Source organism: Thalassovita mangrovi (assembly GCF_009857745.1).
Classification (GTDB): Bacteria; Pseudomonadota; Alphaproteobacteria; order Rhodobacterales; family Rhodobacteraceae; genus Thalassobius; species Thalassobius mangrovi.
Genome location: NZ_WWEN01000004.1, coordinates 326,205 through 347,183, shown reverse-complemented (window position 1 = coordinate 347,183; position 20,979 = coordinate 326,205). Strand labels below are relative to the sequence as shown.

Genomic DNA, 20,979 nt, shown 5'->3' with positions numbered 1-20,979 from the left:
TTTACGCTCTCCCCTCACCGCGCCACGCGCTTGCTGGCCTGCAGGAAGCCGATCACCGCCGCCCAAAGCAACAGCGCCAGCGACACCAGGATCGGCGGGAACGCCCACCAGATCGGGATTTGCAGGATGCCGGTGAATTCCTCGTATTCGCGGTAATCGGCCAGACCGGCGCTCATCCGCCATAGCAGCAGCGCCGCGAACAGCACCGCGATCACAGCGGCGAACAGCGACATCAGCGCCACCGAACGCGGGCTTGCCCGCATGGTGAAGATATCGGCCGACACGTTGGCGCCGTTCAGCTGGCAATAGGGCAGGAAACAGAACACCGCGATCCCCGCCCCCATTTCGGTCAGTTCGAAATCGCCCGGAAAGGGTTTGTTGAACAGCGCCCCGGACAGGATCGACCAGGCGTTGACCAGCACCACCGCAACCAGGATCAGCCCGCCCACGAGCGCCCAGCCGGTTATCACACGGGTGGCGAGGCCTTGCGGCCCCGCCCCTGTTTGGATGTCGGTCGCCATCGCTCAGTTGGCGGCCATGTTTTCGTTGACCAGCTTCACCGCCCGGTCATACAGCGCCCGGCCGTCGATGCCCTTTTCGTCCATCTCGGCGATCCAGCGATCCACCACCGGGGCGACGGCCTCTTCGAACTTGGCCCATTCTTCCTCGGTCAGCTGGATATGGGTGTTGCCCGACTTGACCGCGACGCCGATGCCGAATTCGTCGGCCGCGCGCCAGACCTTGCCGATTTCCGCGTGCCAGTCGGGGCCGGAATTGTCGATGAAGATCTGCTGGATATCCGCGGGAAGGCTATTCCAGCGGTCTTCGTTCATGATCACCGAAAACGACGTGGTGCCCAACCGTTTGCCGCCCGGGCCTTCGATCTGGTACTTGGTCTGTTCGTGGATCTTCAGCGGCGGGATGATTTCCCACGGGATCAGCGCGCCGTCGATCACCTTCTTCGACAGGGCCACCGGGATTTCGCCAACCGAGGTCTGCACCGGGCTGGCGCCAAGCGCTTCGATCACCCAGGCGCCGGTGCGCGACGGGATGCGGATTTTCTTGCCGGCCAGATCGGCGGGCGAATGCACCTCGTCGGTGGCCATATGCATCGCCTGACCGGCATGAACATGCTGGAACAGCGCGACCAGACCCTTGAAATCCTTGCTGATTTCATCGTCATACATGTCCAGCATCGCCTTGTTCACCGCGCCGATATCGCCCTGGTAGACGCCGGGCAGTTCGAACACCTCGGTGCGCGGGAAGGCCCCGGCGGCATAGGCGTTGACGATCCAGGCCATGTCGACCACCCCGTCGCGGACCTGCCGCGGCAGTTGCGGCGGCTTGCCGCCCAGGGTCATGGCCGGGAAGATCTCGATCTTGATGCGCCCGTCCGAGGCATCCATGATCCGCTGCGCCCAGGGTTCCAGCATCTTGGTATGCGCCGGGGCCTTGGGGCTCAGGAAATGGTGCAGCTTGAAGTCGAATTCGGCGGCAAAGGCGCTGGTGGCGCCCGCCGCGGCGATGGCGATGCCCAGGGCAAAGGCCTTGGTCTTGCTTGCGATAGTCATCTGTCTCCTCCCTTTGACAGTCTGATGTCGTGCTTGACGACCCGGGTGGCCGATTTGTGTTCTGTCCTCACCCGGTGCCGGTCGTGTAAAACCGCTCTTTCACCTCGTCGGGCACGGGGCAGGACGTTATGCCCTCCCCGTCTTCGGTCCTTTTGACCAGGACTCTTTTCTCAAATCCTTCCACGCACAGCTTGCCGTCGCGCAGCAGCCGGTGTTCGACGTCGAAACTGGACGACCCGAACCGGGTGATCGTGGTTTCGATCACCACCTCGTCGCCATGGCGCGACGGCCGGTGGAATTTCGCGCTGGTGTCGACCATCGGGAAGCCGACCACGCCATAGCGCCGGATCAGTTCCGGCTTGGGCAGGCCGGCGGCCTTGAAATGATGCGCGGTGGAGGCGTCAAACCAGCGGAAGTAATTGGGGTAGAAAACGATATCGGCGGGGTCGCAATCGCCCCATTCAATGGTGACCGTCCGTCGGCTGGTGAACATCTCAGGCATTTTCCACCCGTTTCAGATTGGGGATGCCGGGCGCGGGGCTGTCGCCCGCCAGCACGGCATCGAGTTTTTCGTGGCTGTCATCGGCCAGCGCTGCGCCGATGGCGTCACGCAACCGGCGTGCCTCTTCGGCCTCGCGCCCCGCGGCGATGGCCGGGCGCACGATATTGTCCATGATCCTCCCATAGGCGAACTTACCGCGCTGAAGCGTATCGGAATAGCCCTTCAGCACGCGCGGCAGTTCGGCCAGCCCCATGGCGAAGTCGGGCGAACGCGCCAGCGCGGCCTGCATCACGCCCAGCCAGTCCTCGATCGCCTGCTGTTCCAGCGCGAAGCGGTAGGACCGGCGGCGCAGGCGTTTCAGCCCCGCCATCGCCCGCAGCATCCAGTATCCGGCGACGCCGTTCGAGCGCACGTAGATCCCCCGCCCCAGCAGCGGCAGGCCCTTGCCGCGCGCGACACGGGCCATGATGCGGCGGCCCAGGGGCGCGGGCAGGATGTCGGCGATCTCCTCGGCCCGGGGTTTGAGATATTCGGTGACGGTCAGGACCTGCCCGGGCTGCAACTGAACCTCGTCGCGGATGCGCTCGAACCGCTCGGGACGGGTTTTCAGATCAGCCACCCGCGCCACATCCTCGTAAGCCATCCACAGCGCCAGACGGCGGCAGGCCTCGGTCAGCGCATGAACCGCGCGGTGATCGGACAGGTCCGCGGCTTGGATCAGCCTCTTCGCGCGCTCAAGGAAGGTGTCGGCATAGGCCGCATCCTGATAATCGCGCAGACGGTCGATGCCGTGGCCGATCACCGTGCGCAGGCCCTCGGGCAGTTCGGCCAGATCGGGCTGCGGCGCGGTGACCGGGGCGGGTTCGGGTTCCGCATCCCCTGCCCCGTCCTTCAGCGCCACGATCTCCGCCACCGCCGCGTCGAACCCGGCCTCGGACCGGGCATCGCCCAGCACCGACCGCGCATGCGACAGGTCCCAGGGCAACACCCCGCTGCCGCAGAGCGCGCCATACATGGTGGCGCTGACGAAGGTGCCGTTTTCCGTGGCCAGCGCCCCGAGGTCGAAAAGGTAGCTGTCGCGCGCCATCGCCTGTGCCGCCTTGCGCACGTTATCTTCGTTGTAGCGGCCGTCGCCCATGGCGATCTTTTCGGCGGTCGAATAAAACCGCGCGGTCGATGAAATCAGCGTGGTGAGCTTGGGCGACACGAACCCCGCCGCCATCACCCGTGCCGCCTCGACCAGTTCGGAACAGACCACGGCGTCGACCCGTCCGGGCATCGGGACAAGGCTCAGCACCGCCTGCGGCGCGTCCTTGGGCGCGATTTCGATGTAATAGCTGGTAGATCCGGTGCGCTGCGCCACCCCGGGAACGGAAGTGGCCTGCACCTGATACCCCGCCCCGCGCGCGGCCTCGACGATCCAGTTCATCAACACGCCGCCGCCCTCGCCCCCCAGCGCGGCCAGCAGCAATCGAAATGGGGTCTGATCGGTCATGCCCTTACCCCCGTCAGCATCCCGCGCAGCGCCGCGCGGGCACGATCCCACAGGCCCGGATTGGTCACGATGTCGGCGCGCCAGAAGGACGGGCACAGCGTGGCGGCATGAGATACCTCTCCGCACAGCCCGCAGCCGACACAGCCGTTGTTCACATGCGCCACCGGGTCGGTCTTCAGCGGATCGGTGGCGGTCTTGATGGTCAGGGTCGGGCAGCCCGACAGGCGGATGCAGGAATGATCCCCGGTACAGGTGTCCTCATCGACGCCGAAACGTGTCCGCTGCACCCTTTCCCCCGCCTTCAGCGCCTTTGCCCGGATCGGTTTGATGCGGCGTTGCCGTTCCAGCTGGCATTCCCCCTCGGCGACGATGACCTTCAGCCCGTTGAACGGGGTCTTGAACGCCTCGCGCAAAGTATCGCGCATCTCGGCCACCTTGTAGGTGTGCACCGTGCGCAACCATTTGACACCGACGCCTGTCAGCGCGTCCTCGATGGTGGTTTCGCCATGGGTCGCGCTTTTCTCCGCCGCTTCCAGCTTCAGCGCGGTATCGGGTGAGGATATCACCTCCTGCGTGCCGGTGGCCGAGGTATAGCCGTTCTTCATGATCACCAGGATACCGTCACCCCCGTTGAGCAACCGTGACGTCACCCCCGACAGCAGCCCGTTATGCCAGAAGCCGCCATCCCCCATGACGGCGATCGGACGTTGCTGCTGGAAACTGGCGACCGAGGCGTTCGAGGCAAGGCTCATCCCGTAGCCGAGGATCGAGTTGCCGAAATTGAACGGCGCGAAGGTGGCAAATGCGTGACAGCCGATATCGGCGGAATAGTGCACCGGGCCGATTTCCTGCTGGGTCAGCTTCAGCGCGGCGAAGAAGGGCCGTTCGGGGCATCCGGTGCAGAAGCCGGGCGGGCGCGGCGGTACGGGTTCCACCAGTAGCGCCTTGGCTTCTTCGCGCAACGCCTCGATCTCCGACGCGTAGCTTTCGTCGCCCAGCTGGTTACCGATCTTGGGCAGGTGCTGGCGCAGGAAGGTCCCTACCCCCGTCCCGATCACCTCGGAGGTATATTCCCCCGCCATCGGCAACACGTCCTTGCCCGCCAGCGTGACCTTGGACCCAGCGCGGCGCAGGATGGTGCCTATCTCGTTCTCTATATATTCGGGCTGGCCTTCCTCCAGCACCAGCACCGCGCGCTTTCCCTTGGTGAAGGACAGGATTTCATCCGGCACCAGCGGGTAGACGACATTCAGCGCCATGATCGGCAGATCGCAATTCCCCGACGCATCGGCCAGCCCCAGTTCCCCCAGCGCCCGGATCAGCGCATTGTACAGCCCCCCCTGCACGATCAGCCCGACCTCGCCCTGCGATCCTTCGAAAACCTCGTTCAGCCCGTGTTCGGTGATATAGGCACGGGCGGCATCCATCCTTTCGCCGCTCTTCTTGCGCTCATGCCCGAAGGTGACCGGCGGATGGGCCAGTTGTTCGTAATTGTGCGGCGCAGCGCCAGTCAGTTGCTTCATCGAGATGGCGGGCTTGACGTTGTCCTTCGCTTCGAAGCTCCCCTGTACGTGACAGGCGCGGATGCGCAATTCCATCATCACCGGGGTATTGGACGCCTCGGACAGTTCGAACGCCCTTTCCACGCAATTGACGATACTGGGCAGGTTCGGGCGCGGGTCCATCAGCCACAGGGTGGATTTCATCGCATAGGCGTGGCTGCGTTCCTGGATGACCGAGGCGCCTTCGCCGTAATCCTCCCCCAGCACGATCAGCGCACCGCCCATCACCCCCGGAGAGGCGAGGTTCGACAGGGCATCGGCCGCCACATTCGTCCCTACGATGGATTTCCACGTCACCGCACCGCGCACCGGGTACATGATCGAGGCCCCCAGCATCGCAGCGGCCGAAGCCTCATTCGTGCAGGATTCCACATGGATGCCCAGATCGTCGAGCTGCGGCGCGGCCTGCACCATCACGTCAAGCAGATGCGACACCGGCGCGCCCTGGTAGCCGCCGATATAGGACACCCCCGATTGCAGCAAAGCCTTGGTGACCGCCAGAATGCCCTCGCCGTGGAAAACCTCGCCCTCTCCCAGCTTCAGCTTCTCGATTTCCTTGGCAAACGATACTTCCATCCCCGGACACATCCCCCCAATGCAATACGGGCCCCAATACGTTGCGGGCAAATTGCGCGTGGGGTAAATTCAAGTCAAACTGATTGTGGGAATAGTGGTCATTCATGAATCGAATAAACATGTCCCAGCTGGACCTGAACCTGCTGAAGATGTTCGTGGCCCTGTCGCAGACCGGATCGGTATCGCAGGCCGGCGCGCAGCTGGGGCTGAGCCAGCCCGCCGCGTCGAACGCATTGGCGCGGCTGCGGCAGGCCATCGGTGACCCGCTGTTCATCCGTACCGGAAACGGCATGGTGCCCACCCCCTTCGCGGAAACCGTGCTTCCCGACATCACCCGGCATCTGGACGGCATCTTCGGCACTTTGGGCCACCAGACCCGGTTCGATCCCGCCCATAGCAAGCGAACCTTCCGGCTGTCGCTGTCGGGGCTGGGCGAAGTGGTGTTCCTGCCCCGGCTGGTCGAACGGGTCTTTGCAGAGGCCCCCGATGTACGGCTGCACAACGCCCCTGTGCCAGCAGCCGATCTGCCCGAAGCCTTGGAGCGCGGCCGGGTGGAGCTTGCCATCGGCATGATCGACACGACCGACCGGCGTATCCGCGCACTGCCGCTGTTCCAGGACAGCTACGTCGCCATCGCCGGGCCGGGATATCAAGGCCAGCCGCAGACGCTGGCGGATCTGCGCAGGGAACGGTTGATCATCACCGCCCCCGCGGCGACCTATGCCACCGATCTGGGCGATGTGCTGTCCCGTACCGGGCTGGCGGAAAACGTGGCGCTGCAACTGGGCAATTTCGGTGCCCTGCCGCTGCTGTTGGATGCCCAGCCGCTGGTTGCCATCGTGCCCAGCCAATATGGCGATCTGTTGCAGGAAACCGGACAGGCGCGGCTGTTGCCGGTGGACATCGCGGCGCAGAACGCCTCGATCAAACTGGTCTGGCACCAGCGGGCGGAAAGCGACCCGGCCTTTGCGTGGCTGCAGCAGATCGCCATCGACACGCTGGGTCAGGCGGAATGATCCCCCACCCCCGCGACGCCGTGTCCAGCGATGGGGCTGGCGCGTCCCCGCCTTCCCTTGCTATGCCTCGCGCATGAGGAGGACGATCTTTTCCGCGAATCTGGGATTCCTGTTCCCCGACCGCCCGCTTGTCGCGCGCATCCATGCCGCGGCCGAAGCCGGATTCGGGGCGGTCGAATGCCATTACCCCTATGACACGCCGAGCCACGAGGTGAAGGCGGCGCTGGCCGAGACCGGGCTGACGATGCTGGGGCTGAACACGGTGCCCGGCGACCTGTCGGCGGGCGATTTCGGCCTGGCCGCCCTGCCCGGCCGCGAAACGCAAGCACGCGCGGCGATCGATCAGGCCGTCGCCTATGGGGCGGAGATCGGCGCTTTGAACGTCCATGTCATGGCGGGCAAGACCAATGGCGGCGCTGAGGCCGAGGCCACTTATCGCGAAAACCTGTCCTTCGCCTGCGACGTTGCAGCGGCGCAGGGCATGAACGTGCTGATCGAACCGATCAACCAGCGCGACGTGCCCGGGTACCACCTGTCGCTGGTTGAACCGGCCGCGGCGCTGATCGACAACCTGGCGCGCGACAACCTGAAACTGATGTTCGACTGCTACCATACCCAGATCATGCAGGGCGACCTGACCGAACGGTTGCGCCGCCACATGCCCATCATCGGGCATATCCAGATCGCCGCCGTGCCCGACCGCGGCGAACCGGGTGGCGGCGAGCTGCATTACCCCAACCTGATCGCGGCGATCCATGACATGGGATTCACCGGCCCGATCGGGGCCGAATACAAACCGCGCGGGGCCAGTACCGAGGAAGGATTGGGCTGGCTGAGCGCCTTCAACAGGGACAAGAGCCAATGAAAGCCGACCTGAAATTCGCCGACAGCATCGCCCGGCTGGGCACCGAATCCGCCTTTGTCGTGCTGGCCCGTGCCCAGGCGCTGGCAGCCCAAGGGCGCGACATCATCAACCTTGGCATCGGACAGCCCGATTTCCGCACCCCCGATCATATCGTCGAGGCGGGCATCAAGGCGCTGCGCGACGGCCATCACGGGTACACGCCCGCCAACGGCATCCCGGCGCTGCGCGAAGCGGTGGCCGCCGACCTGCACCGCCGCCACGGGGCGGAGGTCAATCCCGACAATGTCGTCGTGGTGCCGGGCGGCAAGCCCACCATGTTCTTCGCCGTGCTGATGTTCGGCCAGCCGGGGGTGGAAATCATGTATCCCAATCCCGGCTTCCCGATCTATGAAAGCGTCATCAAGTATTCCGGCGCCACCCCGGTTCCGATCGCGCTGGAGGAAAAGCACGGCTTTGCCTTTTCCGCCGACGCGGTGCTGAGCCAGATCACCGACAAGACCCGGCTGATCATCATCAACAGCCCCGCCAACCCCACCGGCGGAGTCACACCGAAGGTGGAAATCGACAAGCTGGTCAAAGGGTTGCTAGATCACCCTCATGTCGCACTGATGTCGGATGAGATTTATTCGCAGATGCTCTATGGCGGCCGCGAACACGTGTCGCTGCTCAATTACCCCGGCATCCGCGACCGGCTGATCATGCTGGACGGCTGGTCGAAGACCTATGCGATGACCGGCTGGCGGCTGGGTTACGCGGTCTGGCCCGACAGCATGGTGGACGCGGTGACGCGGCTGTGCATCAACGATCATTCCTGCGTCAACGCCGCCACCCAATATGCCGGCATCGCCGCGCTCACCGGCCCGCAGGACGCGGTGCATGACATGGTCGCCCAGTTCAACGAACGCCGACAGGTGATCGTGCGCGAACTCAACAGCCTGCCCGGCGTGCGCTGCGCCGATGCGGCGGGCGCCTTCTATGCCTTCCCCAATATCGAGGGCACCGGCATGACCTCGAAACAGGCGCAGGACCGGTTCCTCGAAGAAGCGGGCGTCGCCACCGTCGCGGGCACCTCCTTCGGGGCCTGGGGCGAAGGCTACCTGCGCTTTTCCTACGCCAACAGCACCGACAACATCCTCGAAGCGATCCGCCGCATCCGCGCGATCCTCTGACCAACCAAGGGAAAATCTACATGAAACTTCTGCGCTTCGGCCCCAAGGGCCAGGAAAAACCGGGCATCATCGACGCCGACGGCAACGTCCGCGACCTCAGCGGCAAGGTGGACGATTTCGCGGGCGAAGCCGTGTCGCTGGCCGCCATTGACGCGATCCGCGCCATCGATATCGACAGCCTGCCCGTGGTGACGCCCGACCGCATCGGCGCCTGCCTGGCCGATGTGCCGAATTTCTACTGCATCGGTCTGAACTACGCCAAGCACGCGGCCGAGGCCGGGCTGGCCCTGCCGGTCGAACCGATCCTGTTCAACAAGGCGACCTCGGCCCTGTCCGGCCCCAACGACCCGGTCATCATCCCGCGCGGATCGGAAAAAAGCGACTGGGAGGTCGAGCTGGGCGTGGTGATCGGCAAGGCGGCCAGCTACGTGTCCGAAGAAGACGCGCTGGATTACGTCGCGGGCTACTGCACCATCAACGACATGTCCGAACGCAGCTACCAGATGGATCGCGGCGGCCAGTGGATCAAGGGTAAATCGGCCCCCAGCTTCGGCCCCACCGGCCCGTATCTGGTCACCGCCGACGAAGTTCCCGATCCGCAAGCGCTGCGGCTGAGCCTGAAGCTGAACGGCGAAACCGTGCAGGATTCCAGTACCTCCGACATGGTGTTCACCGTGCGGCAGATCATTTCCAACATGTCGCAATTCATGGAACTGCGCCCGGGCGACATCATCGCCACCGGCACGCCCGAAGGCGTCGGCATGGGGATGAAACCGCCGCGCTACCTGCGCCCCGGCGACGTGATGGAACTGGAAGTCGAAGGGCTGGGCGCCCAGCGGCAGGAAACCGTCGCCGCCGAATAAGCCATTTTCGGGGGCGGGAAAACCGCCCCCGGCTCAGGCACCGAACTGCGCCTCGATCCGGTCGAAGGCCCGGTTGATCACATCGTCCTCGACGCAATAGGCCATCCGCACATGCCCCGCCCCCGAGGGACCGAAGGCGCTGCCCGGCGTCACCGTCACCCGCGCCTCGCGCAGCAGGTCATGGGCGAAGGCCACGTCGTCGCGCGCCTGCAGCAGCCGGGGGAAGACGTAATAGGCCCCTTTCGGGCGCACGTAATCGAACACATGCCCCACCCTGTCGAGCCTTTCGCAGATCAGCTTGCGCCGCCGATCCAGCGTGGCGCGGAACCCGTCCATGTGCCCCGGCCCGTTTTCCAGCGCCGCCAAGGCCGCCACCTGGCTGATCCGCGGCGTGCAGATCATCGACAGGTCGTGCACCTTGACGATCTGGTCGCGCAGCGCCTCGGGCACGACCATATAGGCGGCGCGCCAGCCGCTCATCGCGTAGGCCTTGGAGAAGGTGAAGAGATAGGCGAGGTGATCGGCGAATTCTGGTACCGAGGCCAGGTTGAAGAACCCGGCGCCGCCGTCATAGACGAAGGGGCTGTAGGGATCGTCCAGCACGATCAGCAGCCCACGGTCGCGGGCAATCGTCGCCGCCGCGCGCAGGGTTTCCTCGGACAGGATCGCGCCGGTGGGGTTCGACGGGTTGACCAGAACGATGGCCTTGGTGCGCGGGCCGATCAGGCCCGGCAGGCTGTCGATATCCAGTTCCCAGCCCTTGGCCTCGTCCATCTTCCAGTACACCGGCACGCCGCCGCTGAAGCGGATCTGGCTGATATGCGACACGAAGCCGGGATCGGTCACGATCACCTCGTCGCCGGGATCGAGGATCGCCTGGAACAGCACCTGCATCCCTTCCATGTTGCCCGCCGAGATCATCACGTTGCGATCCGGATCGACCCGCAGCCCGGTGCGGCGTTCGTGTTCGCGCGCGGCGGCCTCGGTTAATTCCGGCAAGCCGCCGGGTAGCGCGTACATGCCGATTTTCGGATCGCTTTCCAGCGCCCGGGCAACGGCGGCGCGGATCGGTTCGGGGGTGGGGAAAGACGGCAATCCCCAGGCCAGCGAGGCCGCGCCGGGCACTTTCGAGCTGAGGATCGACATTTCCTTGATCGCCGACAGGGCCAGCCCGCGCGACCGCCCCGCCACCATCGTTTCGAGTGTTTTGTCCGTATCGGTCATGACCCCTCCCCGGTCTGCCAAGAATGTGCCGTCAGCCCTGCGCCGGTTCCTCTTTCGGTTCCAGCACGAAGGCGGGGCAACGCGCCGCGTCGATCAGCGCCTGCAAAGGTTCCTCGCCGGTCAGCCCGCCCGCCGACAGGTCGATGACCAGCGCCGCCGCCGGGATGCGCCCCAGCCGGTCCAGCAGCGCCGCCTCGCCCCCGGGCCGGACCGCCAACCGCTGCACCGGCACGCCCAGCACCCCAGCCAGTTCGGCGGCGAAATCGGCGGCGCGGGCCGAAGCCCCGGCGGTGGGTGCGATCAGGATCACCCGGCCCGGCAACGCCTGCGTCTTTCGGTGCCCGACCAGCAGCATGTCCCAGCCCCGCGCCGCGTCGCGCAGATGGCCGAACAATTCGCCCTCCTGGTGCTCGAAGCTCCATTTGCCGCTGCCTGCGATTTGCGACAGCATCCGCTCGAAGGCGCGGGCATCGCGTTCGAACTGGCGGCGCAATTGCTGCGCCGAGGGCGCCACGCTCAACACGCCCGCGGCGCTCACCACCCGCTGCCCCGGCATCGCGGCGCCGGAAAACCCGGTATCTTCGACCAGCACGCCGCGGATTTCGTCCAGGTAGGGCCCGTCCAGTCGCTCCAGCAGGCGCAGCGCCGCGAGGGCATCGGCGAAACAGCCCGCCCCGACCAGGACGCGCCGGGGGCCTGTACGACCGCCGGTCATTTGTCGTCCCCGTTGTTGTTGCCGTTTTTCCCCGACTTGGCGAAGGCGCGGCGGGTTTCGGCATAGTCGCGCAGGGTCGCTTCGACCCGGGCGTTGACGGACCCTTCGGGGAAAGCCCCGTCGGCCGCCCGGCTGCCTGCCGGGGTGCCGGTCAGAACCTCGATCCCCTCGTCGATACTCGCCACCGGGATGACGCGGAACTTGCCGTCCTCGACCGCCTGCACCACATCGTCGCGCAGCATCAGGTGTTCGACGTTGGATTTCGGGATCATCACCCCCTGATCGCCGGTCAGACCGCGCGCCGCGCAGGTTTCAAAGAAGCCCTCGATCTTTTCGTTCACGCCGCCGATCGCCTGCACCTCGCCGTTCTGGTTGACCGATCCGGTGACCGCGATGCCCTGCTTGATCGGCAGGCCCGACAGCGCGGAAAGCAGCGCGTAAAGCTCTGCCGACGACGCGCTGTCGCCATCCACCCCGCCATAGCTTTGTTCAAACACCAGGCTGGCGTGCAGCGAATAGGGCACGTCGAGCGCATAATGCGACGCCAGGTAGCCCGACAGGATCATCACGCCCTTGGAATGCAGCGGCCCGCCCAGTTCGACCTCGCGTTCTATATCGATCAGCTTGCCCGCGCCCATCCGCACCCGCGCGGAAATGCGCGACGGCCGGCCGAACCGGTAATCGCCCAACCCGATCACCGCCAATCCGTTGATCTGGCCTAGCTTTTCGCCCGTGGTGTCGATCAGGATGGTTTCGCGGGTGATCGCTTCCTGCATCCGGTCCTTGATCCGCGACGCGCGGCGTTCCTTTTCCGCGATGGCGCGTTCGATATCGGCGGCCTCGACATTGTCGCAGCCCCGCCCGCCGGCGTAATGTTCCGCCTCGCGCAGCAGGTCGCCCACCGCGCGCAGCCGCAGCGACAGTTTCTCGCTGTCCTCGGCCACCCTTGTGGCTTCGTCCAGCAGCCGCGCGACGCCATCGGCGGTGACCGGGCGCAGCCCTTCGCGCTTGGCATAGCTGCCGATCAGCCGGGCGAACAGCACCATGTTTTCCGGGCTGCGCTCCACCACTTCCTCGAAATCGGCCTGGATCTTGAACAATTCGTTGAAATCCGGGTCCAGCATGACCAGCAGCGCATGCAGCATCCGGTCGCCGATCAGCACCACCCGCAAATCAAGCGGGATCGGATCGGGTTCCAGCGAAGTGGTCGACACCAGGCTCAGCCGTTCGGCCAAGGACGTGATGCTGACCGACTGGTTGCGCAGGCAGCGTTTCAGCGAATCCCAGGCATAGGGTTCGGACAGCACGTGACGCGCGTCCAGCACCAGGTAACCGCCATTGGCCCGGTGCAGCGCGCCGGGCTTGATCAGGGTGAAATTGGTCACCAGCGATCCCATTTCGGACACGTGATCGATCCGCCCGATCAGCCGGTCGAGCGTCGGCAATTTTTCCGATTCCACCGGGGCGCCGGCATCTTCGGCGCAGTTCTGCGTCACCATCACATTGACGACATAGCGGGAAAATTCGGGCCGGTTATGCGACCGGCTGATCGCGTCGGGAAAGTTGCCTTCCTTCTTCTGCGACGCCACGATCAGGAACAGTTCGGCATGGGCGATCATGTCCTGGCGCACCTTTTCCAGGTAGTCGGCCACCGGTTCGATCGCCATCAGGTCGGCGCTGATTTCGGCCACCCGGGCCGATACCGCGCGTTCGGCCATCTCGGCGTTCAGATCCTCGACCCGCTGGCGGTGTTCCTTTTCCAGCTTCGGTGCCTCGCGCAGCACCACCGCCAGTTCCTCCTGCAGGCGTTCGATCTTTTCCTCGATCTCTTCCTGTTCCTTGGGGCTGAGTTTCTGGAAATCGTCGGGCTTGACGATCTGCCCGTCATGCAGCGCCGCCAGCATGAACCCCATCGGCGTGCGCAGCAGCGCCACGTTTTCGGACTTGGCGCGGTCGGCGAATTCGGTCATCGCCGCTTCATGCGCCTCGCCCAGTTCCTCTTCTATGGCGCGCCGCTGGGTCTGGTAATCGTCGGATTCGAAAAGCGCCGGGATGTCGCTGGCCAGATCGTCGACCAGATCCTGCATCGCTTTCCTGAGCGTCGTCGCCGTCCCCGCCGGCAGCCGCATCGCGACCGGTTTATGCGCGGCGGCGAAATTGTTGACATAGACCCAGTCCGACGGCACCGGCCGTTTCAGCGCCTGTTCGCGCAGCAGCTTGTCGACGGCGTCATGCCGCCCGGTTCCGCTGGGCCCCAGGACGAACAGGTTGAAATCGCGATGCGGCAATTCCGACGACAGCCGGATCGCGTCCAGCGCCCGGTCCTGCCCGATCAGATCGCGGAAGTCCTCGATCTCGGCGGTGGTGCGGAACGGCAGTGTTTCGGGATCGCAGCGGTTACGCAATTTCGCGGACGGGAGGTCTTTCATTCTGCTCTCTCACTTTCCCTGGGCTGATCCGACTAGACCGGAAATCGCCGCGGTCATCAATGGGTAGTCGTATTGCCGCACCCCGCCGCGCGGGCGGGCCTGCGCCGATCAAACGGATCGGGAATGGCAGGAAATCGCTTATTTCAGGGCCTTTTCGATGCTCCCGCTCGACCTTTACCCTACGATACCCATATTGGGCGGAGCAGAAACCAGAGCAGGAATGCCAAGACATGATGAAGTTGAGTTCGATTGGACGCGTCGCGTCCTTCGCCACTATCGTTTTGAGTGCCTCCATCTCCGCCACCGCAAGCCAAGCCGCCACAGCCGGCTGCAACAACGCGATTTCCCATTCCGTACCGAACCGCAAACTCGGCGCCGCCGGGGGCAGCGAAGTGATGCAGCAGGTGCTGAACATCTCGGGGCCGGAACGCGACGCGGTGATCGAACGGCAGATCCTGTCGGGCAACATGCCCGCGTTTCAGCGCCGCCTGACCCCTGTGACCCTGTCGGGCAAGGGCGCCGACGGCAAGGTCACCGACATCACCATCTGCGTGACGCCGGAATACCTGTCGGTCGGGTCGGATGCCGACTACGTGCGGGTGCCGCTGGGACTGCCCGCCGCCGCGCGGATCGCCGACAACCTTGGCTTCTTCCTGCCCACACCGCGGATGGTCGACGCGATCTATCAGCAGGCCGAGGTGCACCTGGCGCCCAGCCCGATGGAACCGACCCGGCAGATGAGCTCCACCGATTACCTGGTCCGCCACAACGTGACCGTTGAAAAGGCCCGCACCCGCGCCGCCCGCACCCCGGGCAGCCTGACCGCCGGTCAGAAAAAGGACATCGTGCTGACCCGGCGGCTGCTGAACGCCCATGGCCGGGTGGCGATCTATGGCTGGCACCGCACCAACGGCCGCCCGATCCAGCCGCTGTCGACCGTGCATGGCGCGCAATATGCCGATTACAGCCACGGCGTGCGCCTGGTCGCGCCGACCGCGCTGGTCAACGGCGAACCGCGCCCGCTGGCCGAGGTTCTGGCCGACCGCGATCTGGCCGGGATCATTTCCAGCGAAGGCCCGATCGACAATCCCGACCGGCTGCAGGCGTCGCTCTATCGCTGAGCCGCAAATCCTTCGATCAGAAGCGTGAAACGCCAGCCCCCGGGGCTGGCGTTTTTCTTTGGCGCGCACCGCGCGGCTCACCGTCTTGCTGCGGTGCAAGCCGGGCCCGCGCCAGTCCGCGGGGTGGTGCCGCGACGGTTCAACATGGCAGTTTATCGCGCCGAACCCGTGCGCCCTGTCAGGAGCGGAACAAGCCCCCCGAAAGCGCCAGCCCGTGCGGGCGGACTGGCGCTGGCCCGGCGGCCTTCGGCCTTGTTCCGGGCCGGGTTTGACCGGCGCGTCCCGCTCAGTTCACCGTCTTGCAGCAGCGGAAGCCGAGGTGATAATTCTCGTGGCTGGCCGGGCTCATCACCCGCGACCCGTGCCAGTACGGCGCACGCCAGCGGCACCAATCGGGATGGGCGCGGTACTTGTCCCAGATGAACCAGCTGCCCTTCATCTCGGTCACGCCGAGCTTGGTCGATCCGCGGCTCGACATCTGGTCGGGCGCCATCGGCAGGTTCATGTGTTCGGCCGCGTTGCCGTGCTGGTCATAGACGCCCAGCTTGCTGACGCAGTCGGGGAATGACCCGGTGGGATAGGTGTTCGATCCGCAGCTGTTATAGCCGCCACCGCCGCAGGACGCGCTTTTTTCGCTGTTCTGGGCGCAGACCCCGCGTTTGAAGCTGGGGCCATAGGCCCAATGCGCGCTCGATGCGTATTTATTGTTGTGGATGCTGCGCATCGCCGCCACCGACCCGGCGCCGAACGGATAATCGGGCGCTTCCAGCGCGCCGTCGCAGGCACCTTCCCATTCATGCGCGTCGCACAGCCGCTTGCCCATCGCCGAACAGACCTCGGCCGCTTCCATCGCCTTGGTCCAGACCACCGGGTAGGTGCAGGGGATGTTGGGGAATTCGAACATGTCGATGCAGGCCTTGGCATCCTCGGGCCGTTCGGTTTTCGGATCATAGAGCGGCGCCATGTAGCGATCGCCGCAGATGCGCGTGTTGCGGGCATTGTCATAATGGCTGATGCCGCCGGGGATGCGCGCGGCGCATTGTTCCGGCGTCATCGGGTGGCGGGTGATCTTGGGATTGCCCTGCCCCATGAAACCCGACTTGGCGAAGATGTTGCGGATCGCCTGCATTTCGCTGGCGCTGAGCCGGTGCACCTTCTGCAATTGCTGGAACAAAACCTCGTTGTTTTCCGCCAGCGTGCCCGCCGCCGCCCCCTTGCCCCAGACCAGGGTCAGGGCCAGCAGCGCCGTCATTACCGTCCGTAAGATCATTTCAGGTCCTCCTTCGGTGTCAGATAGAAGAAATCGCGATTATCCACGAACCCCAGGAAACGCAGGATCAGGTTGCCGTCGCGCGCCTTCTTCTCGATCAGCTTCATGCCCGGCACCAGGTGCTGCACATGCATCCCGTCCGCATTGCGGGCGTAGAGCGCCAGATAGGTGTGTTCGAGCGCGTTCATATCCAGCAGCATAGCATATTCGCAGCCATAAGCCTGAAAAGTTCGCGCCATGGCCGAAGGCGTCGCGGTCGAGAAATAGCCGTAGATCAGGTATTGCCGGCCTTCGTTGTGCTTCATGCAGGCCCCCGCGCGCAGGGTTCGCAGCTTGGCCTCGGCCGATCCCGACCAGTTGCCGGGGCCCCATTGGGTAACCCGGTCGCCGGGCACCGGCAGCCCGGTTTCGGGATCGGTGACCACAATCGGCACGCCATTCTGACGGGCAAAGCGGATGCGTGGCAGAAGCGCGTTATCGGCCTCCTCCCAGGTCTTCATGCCGATGGTGCCGTCGTTCAACACGTAGAGCGTCGACAGCCCGGGCCAGAGCTTGGACAGGATCGCGCCGTTTTCGATGAAGCCGTAATGCTTGCCGTAATCCACCTCGCGGTAATCGCCGTATCTGAAAGCGCCGTGACTGCGCTTGAACCCGGCGGTGAAGGTGGCGACCACCCTGTCGGCCACATCCGGGTTGACCATGCCCAACCGCATCAGGGGCGCCACATTGCTGAACCCGTCCGGCCCCGGCATGCCGCGCGGGCGCACCGACACCGGCGGGCGGTCGGACCAGCCGACGCCGGGGTGATCGGTGCCCACCGCAAAGCCCACATCGAAAGCCGACAGATCAAAGGCCACGAAATAGCCATTGGCCTGGCTTTCGGTGCCGTCGAGCCAGTTCGCCTTGCCCGGCCCGTCGAGGATCGCCTTGGGCACCCAGCGGGGCTGGTATGCGCTGGCGAAGACGCCCGGCACGCCCTGCACCGGGTACCACAGCCCGCCCGCCATCCGGCCCGGATCGGCGCCATAGACGGTGATGTCCATCTGGTGGCCGATCACCGGGCGCGCCTCCAGCGTTTCCAGCATTTGCGCGGCCCCCGGCCCGACCGCTTCGCGCCCGGCCTGTTCCATGCCCAGCACATTGGCGGTTTCCATTTCGCTGTCCTTGAACAGCGTCCCCTTGGCGAGGTTCAGGATTTTTTCGCCGCCCCAGACGTGATCGCGCAGGAATTCGGTGGTGGCTTCCAGCGTGGTGCGCGCGCCCGAGGCCTTGTTGCGCAGATACAGCCGCTTGTCGCAGATCGGTGCGTAGGGAATGCCCTTCTTGCGCGCGTCTTCCAGCGCCGAAGGATCGCCCTGCCACGGGCGGCAGGTCAGTTTCCTTTCGCCGCGCCACAACTCGATCCTGGGGTCGTCGCCGGGCACCAGAACGACCCGTTGGCCGTGCGGATCGGGATTTTCCAGGTGATAGCTTTGCTGCGCCGGCTGATCCGCCGTGCCGGTCTGCAACACGAACCACGCGTTCACCGCCGGGTTCAGCGAAATCAGACGCACCTGGCCCGCCCCGTCGCCGGGCAGCGCCGCGTCGGTGGTGGCGCGGAACATCTGCAGATCGATCACCGATTTCGGCTGCACCGCGTCATATGCGGCGCGCTGCGCCTCCAGAACCTCAGCGCTTTGGGCGGATGCGCCCCCCGCGAGGGCCGTGATGCAGGCGATCAGAAGAGCACGGGCGGGGTTACATGAAAAGCCGGACAAGCTCCAAGGCTCCTTTCTTCCAAGGGACGCGGTGGGTGACGCCGGCGCGCTGCGCGATGTGATCGCGGTTGGCGACGTACCAATCGTAATTGCGGATCAGCGCGTCGCGGTTGGAATATTTCGGCACAAAGCCCAACCGGTCGCGGATCTTGTCGATGCTGACGAAACTGTCCTTGGCGGCGGTTTCGTAAATCCAGGCGTAAAGCGGCGACAGGTGGAGCTTTTCCAGCGCCTGCAGGATCATGATCGCGGGACCGGCGGGGATGCCCTTGATCCGCTTGCCATGCCCGGCCCGGTCCAGCACCGCCTGGAAGGAATCGCGGAAGCTGCCGAATTCTGCCGCGCCAACGTTGAAGACATCGTTAACCGCCTCGCGCTCTCCTTCGGCGCACAGGCTGATCGCGTCGCACAGGTCTTCGACATCGAGCAACTGATACAGGTTGTCGCCCTTGCCCAGGATCGGGAACCCGTGGCCGGTATAGGCGAAATCATACAGCAGTTCGAACACGCCAAGCCGCTCCGGCCCGACGAAGGATTTCGGCCGCAGCACCGGCACGCACAACCCCTTGTCGCGGAACCCCGCGCAGACCTTTTCGGCCTCGACCTTGGCCTCGCCATAGGGGCCGACGCCGATCAGCCGGTCGTGTTCATAAAGCGGATGGTGATCTGGCACGCCGTACACGGCGGTCGACGAGATATGGATGAACCTCTCGATCCCCTTTTCCAGCGCGGTTTCCAGCAACAAGGTGGTGCCGCCCACATCGGTGGACATGATTTCCTCGGGCGTGCACAGCGGCAGGGCGGCGGCGCAATGCACCACGATATCGACGCCGTCGAAGGCCGCGTCATGCAGATCGCGGTTGCGAATATCGCCGGTGAGAACGTCGATCTGCCCCGCTTCGGGGTAATCGAAGGGCGCGATATCGTAGCTGCGGACCTGGTGGCCCTGTGCCAGAAGGTGCCGCACCAGGTTGATGCCCAGGAAACCAGCGCCGCCGGTGACGAGAAACCGCATCTTGTTGAAATCCTTTTGCAGGTAAAAGTTGGAACCACGCTAAAGGGATTCACCGACAGGGTTATTGATCCCTGTCAAGAAGACGGGATACTTGTCGGTGATCCGCCCGCAACGCGCTCAGAAGGACGATAGAATGACGGCACATCACGGTAAAGCGCCCGCGCTGGCAGTGGACGTGGAATCCGTGTTGTTGCAAAGCGACCTGCGGCTGGAAACCCTGTGGGCGGCCCTGGGCCGCGCGCCGCTGGCGGCGCTGCGTGCGCTGGCGGCACCGGGGCGGATGCAGGCGCTGCGCCGGATCGCCGGGCCCGACCCCGACCTGTTGCCACTGCGCCCCGACGCAGTGGCCCGGATCGAGGCCGCGAAGGCCGAGGGCCGTCCGGTGTTCCTTGAAACCGCAGACCGCGACATGGGGCTGGCGCTGGCGCGGCGGCTGGGCCTGGGCGAAGACGCGGTGACGGGTCCGGGCAACGGGTCCGACGGGGCCGACCGGATCGCCGCGCCGCGCGATCCGCGCCCCTGCCGCTTCGCCACCTTGCTGGCCGAATTGCGGCCGCTGCAATGGGCCAAGAACGCGCTGCTGTTCTTCCCGCTGCTGGCCGCCCATGCGATATCTTTCGAAACCGTGCTGCCGGTGATGATCGCCATCGTCGCCTTCGGCGCCGGGGCGTCATCGCTTTACATCCTCAACGACCTGCTGGACCTGGCCGCCGATCGCAGCCACCCGGAAAAACGCAACCGGCCGCTGGCCGCGGGCACCTTGCCGATTGGCACCGCGATGTGGGTGGGGATCGGGTTGTTGCTGTCGTCGCTGGCGCTGGCCGGATCGGTCAGCGCCGAGGTCGCGGGCTTCCTTGCCGTCTACCTGTCGCTGTCGCTGAGCTATTCACTGTGGCTGAAACACGTGAAATGGCTGGACCTGATCGCGCTTGCGGTGATGTTCCTGCTGCGGGTGCTGACCGGCGGGGCGGCGGCGGAAACCGGCGTGCTGCCGACCTTGCTTGTCTTCGTGGCGGCGGTGTTTTTCACCCTCGCCAGCGTCAAGCGCCTGACCGGGCTGTCGCGCCAGCCCAACCGGGCGCATCTGCCGGGTCGCGGCTATGGCCAGAAGGACCGGATGACCATCGCGGCGGCGGCGGCGCTGTCCATCGCGCTGGCCCTCGCGGCCTTCCTGACCTATGCCTCCAGCCCTCACGCGCTGGCGCTCTACGGCCGCCCTGCCCTGTTCGCCGCCGTGGCGCTGCCGATCGGGCTGTGGCTGGGGCGGATGGTATGGCTCAGCCTGCGCGGGCGGGAGGACTTCGACACCCTGCGCTTCGTCACCCGCGACCGGGCCGGGCTGGCGATCATCGGCGCCGGGGTGGCGCTGACCGTGCTGGCGATCCCGGGCTGAAACCTCACCCCGCGCGGGCGAAGACGAAGCGCCGGTCGAGCCTGTACTTGACCACGTAGCCCACGGTCAGCCCCAGAACCGCCCCCGCCTCGCGCATCGCGTGGGTCTGCCAGATCAGCCAGGCGGCGGTTTCCGCGCCCCAGAAGATCAGCGTCGTCACGATCCCCATGGCGGTATAAAGCGCGAATTTGCGCGCATGGGTCTGCACCCCGCCCGAGCGGTCGAAGAAGATCCAGCGCTTGTCGAGGATGTATTTCAGCACCAGCCCCGCGCCGGTGCCGGCGATCACCGCCAGCACGAACCCCGCCCGCCCCTCGATCCCCGCCAGCACCAGCCGCTGCGCCGCCAGGTTGGCCAGCGTCGCCAGACCGGCAAATGCCGCGTAGCGGAGAACAAGTTCGGTCGGGCTCAGGTGCGGCTGCGGCATTTGCATGGC

General features: G+C 65.4%; 18 protein-coding genes. 6 read left to right on the top strand and 12 right to left on the bottom strand.

Annotation, left to right across the window (positions count from 1 at the left end; genetic code table 11):
- Nucleotides 1–14 precede the first annotated feature (14 nt).
- From GR167_RS11785 to GR167_RS11765, 5 genes are all read right to left on the bottom strand, one after another.
- Nucleotides 15–521: a TRAP transporter small permease gene (locus tag GR167_RS11785; RefSeq protein ID WP_160973710.1), complete on the bottom strand. Its 507-nt coding sequence runs from the start codon at nt 519–521 to the stop codon at nt 15–17.
- A gap of 3 nt (nt 522–524) precedes the next feature.
- Nucleotides 525–1,571 (bottom strand): TRAP transporter substrate-binding protein, encoded by a 1,047-nt coding sequence (locus GR167_RS11780; protein ID WP_160973709.1) that lies wholly within the window; start codon nt 1,569–1,571, stop codon nt 525–527.
- 67 nt (nt 1,572–1,638) lie between these two features.
- Nucleotides 1,639–2,064, bottom strand: a complete 426-nt coding sequence (locus GR167_RS11775; RefSeq protein ID WP_160973707.1) for an acyl-CoA thioesterase — start codon at nt 2,062–2,064, stop codon at nt 1,639–1,641.
- Between the two features lies 1 nt (nt 2,065).
- Entirely contained in the window at nt 2,066–3,568 is a 1,503-nt protein-coding gene (locus GR167_RS11770) for an indolepyruvate oxidoreductase subunit beta family protein (RefSeq protein WP_160973705.1), read from the bottom strand.
- Entirely contained in the window at nt 3,565–5,706 is a 2,142-nt protein-coding gene (locus GR167_RS11765) for a thiamine pyrophosphate-dependent enzyme (RefSeq protein WP_160973703.1), read from the bottom strand. Before GR167_RS11765 ends, GR167_RS11770 begins: the two co-directional genes overlap by 4 nt.
- A gap of 119 nt (nt 5,707–5,825) precedes the next feature.
- On the opposite strand from GR167_RS11765, the gene GR167_RS11760 reads away from it, so the two are divergent.
- The 4 genes from GR167_RS11760 (at nt 5,826) to GR167_RS11745 (ending at nt 9,619) form a co-directional block, all read left to right on the top strand.
- Nucleotides 5,826–6,722, top strand: a complete 897-nt coding sequence (locus GR167_RS11760) for a LysR family transcriptional regulator (protein ID WP_160973702.1) — start codon at nt 5,826–5,828, stop codon at nt 6,720–6,722.
- Between the two features lie 73 nt (nt 6,723–6,795).
- Nucleotides 6,796–7,587 carry a hydroxypyruvate isomerase family protein gene (locus tag GR167_RS11755; RefSeq protein WP_160973700.1) on the top strand — a complete coding sequence of 264 codons (792 nt, stop codon included), beginning with the start codon at nt 6,796–6,798 and terminating at the stop codon, nt 7,585–7,587.
- Nucleotides 7,584–8,756 (top strand): pyridoxal phosphate-dependent aminotransferase, encoded by a 1,173-nt coding sequence (locus tag GR167_RS11750; RefSeq protein ID WP_160973699.1) that lies wholly within the window; start codon nt 7,584–7,586, stop codon nt 8,754–8,756. The genes GR167_RS11755 and GR167_RS11750 overlap by 4 nt, the downstream gene beginning before the upstream one ends.
- Nucleotides 8,757–8,776: 20 nt before the next feature.
- Nucleotides 8,777–9,619, top strand: a complete 843-nt coding sequence (locus GR167_RS11745; protein WP_160973698.1) for a fumarylacetoacetate hydrolase family protein — start codon at nt 8,777–8,779, stop codon at nt 9,617–9,619.
- A gap of 33 nt (nt 9,620–9,652) precedes the next feature.
- On the opposite strand, the gene GR167_RS11740 is transcribed toward GR167_RS11745, so the two are convergent.
- From GR167_RS11740 to GR167_RS11730, 3 genes are read right to left on the bottom strand one after another with little or no spacing between them, the layout of a single operon-like run.
- On the bottom strand, nt 9,653–10,843 hold the full coding sequence (locus tag GR167_RS11740; protein ID WP_160973696.1) for a pyridoxal phosphate-dependent aminotransferase: 1,191 nt from the start codon (nt 10,841–10,843) through the stop codon (nt 9,653–9,655).
- Between the two features lie 31 nt (nt 10,844–10,874).
- Nucleotides 10,875–11,558, bottom strand: coding sequence for a hypothetical protein (locus tag GR167_RS11735; protein WP_160973694.1), 684 nt, complete (start codon nt 11,556–11,558; stop codon nt 10,875–10,877).
- A complete protein-coding gene (locus tag GR167_RS11730) occupies nt 11,555–13,987 on the bottom strand; it encodes a Lon protease family protein (protein ID WP_160973692.1) in 2,433 nt (810 codons plus the stop codon). The genes GR167_RS11735 and GR167_RS11730 overlap by 4 nt, the downstream gene beginning before the upstream one ends.
- A 230-nt stretch (nt 13,988–14,217) precedes the next feature.
- On the opposite strand from GR167_RS11730, the gene GR167_RS11725 reads away from it, so the two are divergent.
- Nucleotides 14,218–15,108 carry a hypothetical protein gene (locus GR167_RS11725; protein WP_160973690.1) on the top strand — a complete coding sequence of 297 codons (891 nt, stop codon included), beginning with the start codon at nt 14,218–14,220 and terminating at the stop codon, nt 15,106–15,108.
- 286 nt (nt 15,109–15,394) lie between these two features.
- On the opposite strand, the gene GR167_RS11720 is transcribed toward GR167_RS11725, so the two are convergent.
- Genes GR167_RS11720 through GR167_RS11710 form a run of 3 tightly spaced genes read right to left on the bottom strand, consistent with a single transcriptional unit; the run spans nt 15,395 to nt 19,150 of the window.
- The gene (locus tag GR167_RS11720) at nt 15,395–16,378 is read right to left on the bottom strand and encodes an SUMF1/EgtB/PvdO family nonheme iron enzyme (protein WP_160973688.1); all 984 of its coding nucleotides are present in this window, start codon (nt 16,376–16,378) and stop codon (nt 15,395–15,397) included.
- Nucleotides 16,375–18,135, bottom strand: a complete 1,761-nt coding sequence (locus GR167_RS11715; RefSeq protein WP_160973686.1) for a hypothetical protein — start codon at nt 18,133–18,135, stop codon at nt 16,375–16,377. Before GR167_RS11715 ends, GR167_RS11720 begins: the two co-directional genes overlap by 4 nt.
- Nucleotides 18,116–19,150: an NAD-dependent epimerase/dehydratase family protein gene (locus tag GR167_RS11710; RefSeq protein ID WP_160973685.1), complete on the bottom strand. Its 1,035-nt coding sequence runs from the start codon at nt 19,148–19,150 to the stop codon at nt 18,116–18,118. Before GR167_RS11710 ends, GR167_RS11715 begins: the two co-directional genes overlap by 20 nt.
- A 133-nt stretch (nt 19,151–19,283) precedes the next feature.
- On the opposite strand from GR167_RS11710, the gene GR167_RS11705 reads away from it, so the two are divergent.
- Entirely contained in the window at nt 19,284–20,543 is a 1,260-nt protein-coding gene (locus GR167_RS11705) for a UbiA family prenyltransferase (RefSeq protein WP_160973683.1), read from the top strand.
- Between the two features lie 4 nt (nt 20,544–20,547).
- On the opposite strand, the gene GR167_RS11700 is transcribed toward GR167_RS11705, so the two are convergent.
- The gene (locus tag GR167_RS11700; protein WP_235915933.1) at nt 20,548–20,976 is read right to left on the bottom strand and encodes a GtrA family protein; all 429 of its coding nucleotides are present in this window, start codon (nt 20,974–20,976) and stop codon (nt 20,548–20,550) included.
- Nucleotides 20,977–20,979: the final 3 nt, after the last annotated feature.

Excerpts from the sequence above, each read along its gene's own strand:
- GR167_RS11785 (WP_160973710.1), bottom strand. The coding sequence starts at position 521 with ATGGCGACCGACATCCAAACAGGGGCGGGGCCGCAAGGCCTCGCCACC.
- GR167_RS11780 (WP_160973709.1), bottom strand. The coding sequence starts at position 1,571 with ATGACTATCGCAAGCAAGACCAAGGCCTTTGCCCTGGGCATCGCCATC.
- GR167_RS11775 (WP_160973707.1), bottom strand. The coding sequence starts at position 2,064 with ATGTTCACCAGCCGACGGACGGTCACCATTGAATGGGGCGATTGCGAC.
- GR167_RS11770 (WP_160973705.1), bottom strand. The coding sequence starts at position 3,568 with ATGACCGATCAGACCCCATTTCGATTGCTGCTGGCCGCGCTGGGGGGC.
- GR167_RS11765 (WP_160973703.1), bottom strand. The coding sequence starts at position 5,706 with ATGGAAGTATCGTTTGCCAAGGAAATCGAGAAGCTGAAGCTGGGAGAG.
- GR167_RS11760 (WP_160973702.1), top strand. The coding sequence starts at position 5,826 with ATGTCCCAGCTGGACCTGAACCTGCTGAAGATGTTCGTGGCCCTGTCG.
- GR167_RS11755 (WP_160973700.1), top strand. The coding sequence starts at position 6,796 with ATGAGGAGGACGATCTTTTCCGCGAATCTGGGATTCCTGTTCCCCGAC.
- GR167_RS11750 (WP_160973699.1), top strand. The coding sequence starts at position 7,584 with ATGAAAGCCGACCTGAAATTCGCCGACAGCATCGCCCGGCTGGGCACC.
- GR167_RS11745 (WP_160973698.1), top strand. The coding sequence starts at position 8,777 with ATGAAACTTCTGCGCTTCGGCCCCAAGGGCCAGGAAAAACCGGGCATC.
- GR167_RS11740 (WP_160973696.1), bottom strand. The coding sequence starts at position 10,843 with ATGACCGATACGGACAAAACACTCGAAACGATGGTGGCGGGGCGGTCG.
- GR167_RS11735 (WP_160973694.1), bottom strand. The coding sequence starts at position 11,558 with ATGACCGGCGGTCGTACAGGCCCCCGGCGCGTCCTGGTCGGGGCGGGC.
- GR167_RS11730 (WP_160973692.1), bottom strand. The coding sequence starts at position 13,987 with ATGAAAGACCTCCCGTCCGCGAAATTGCGTAACCGCTGCGATCCCGAA.
- GR167_RS11725 (WP_160973690.1), top strand. The coding sequence starts at position 14,218 with ATGATGAAGTTGAGTTCGATTGGACGCGTCGCGTCCTTCGCCACTATC.
- GR167_RS11720 (WP_160973688.1), bottom strand. The coding sequence starts at position 16,378 with ATGATCTTACGGACGGTAATGACGGCGCTGCTGGCCCTGACCCTGGTC.
- GR167_RS11710 (WP_160973685.1), bottom strand. The coding sequence starts at position 19,150 with ATGCGGTTTCTCGTCACCGGCGGCGCTGGTTTCCTGGGCATCAACCTG.
- GR167_RS11705 (WP_160973683.1), top strand. The coding sequence starts at position 19,284 with ATGACGGCACATCACGGTAAAGCGCCCGCGCTGGCAGTGGACGTGGAA.
- GR167_RS11700 (WP_235915933.1), bottom strand. The coding sequence starts at position 20,976 with ATGCAAATGCCGCAGCCGCACCTGAGCCCGACCGAACTTGTTCTCCGC.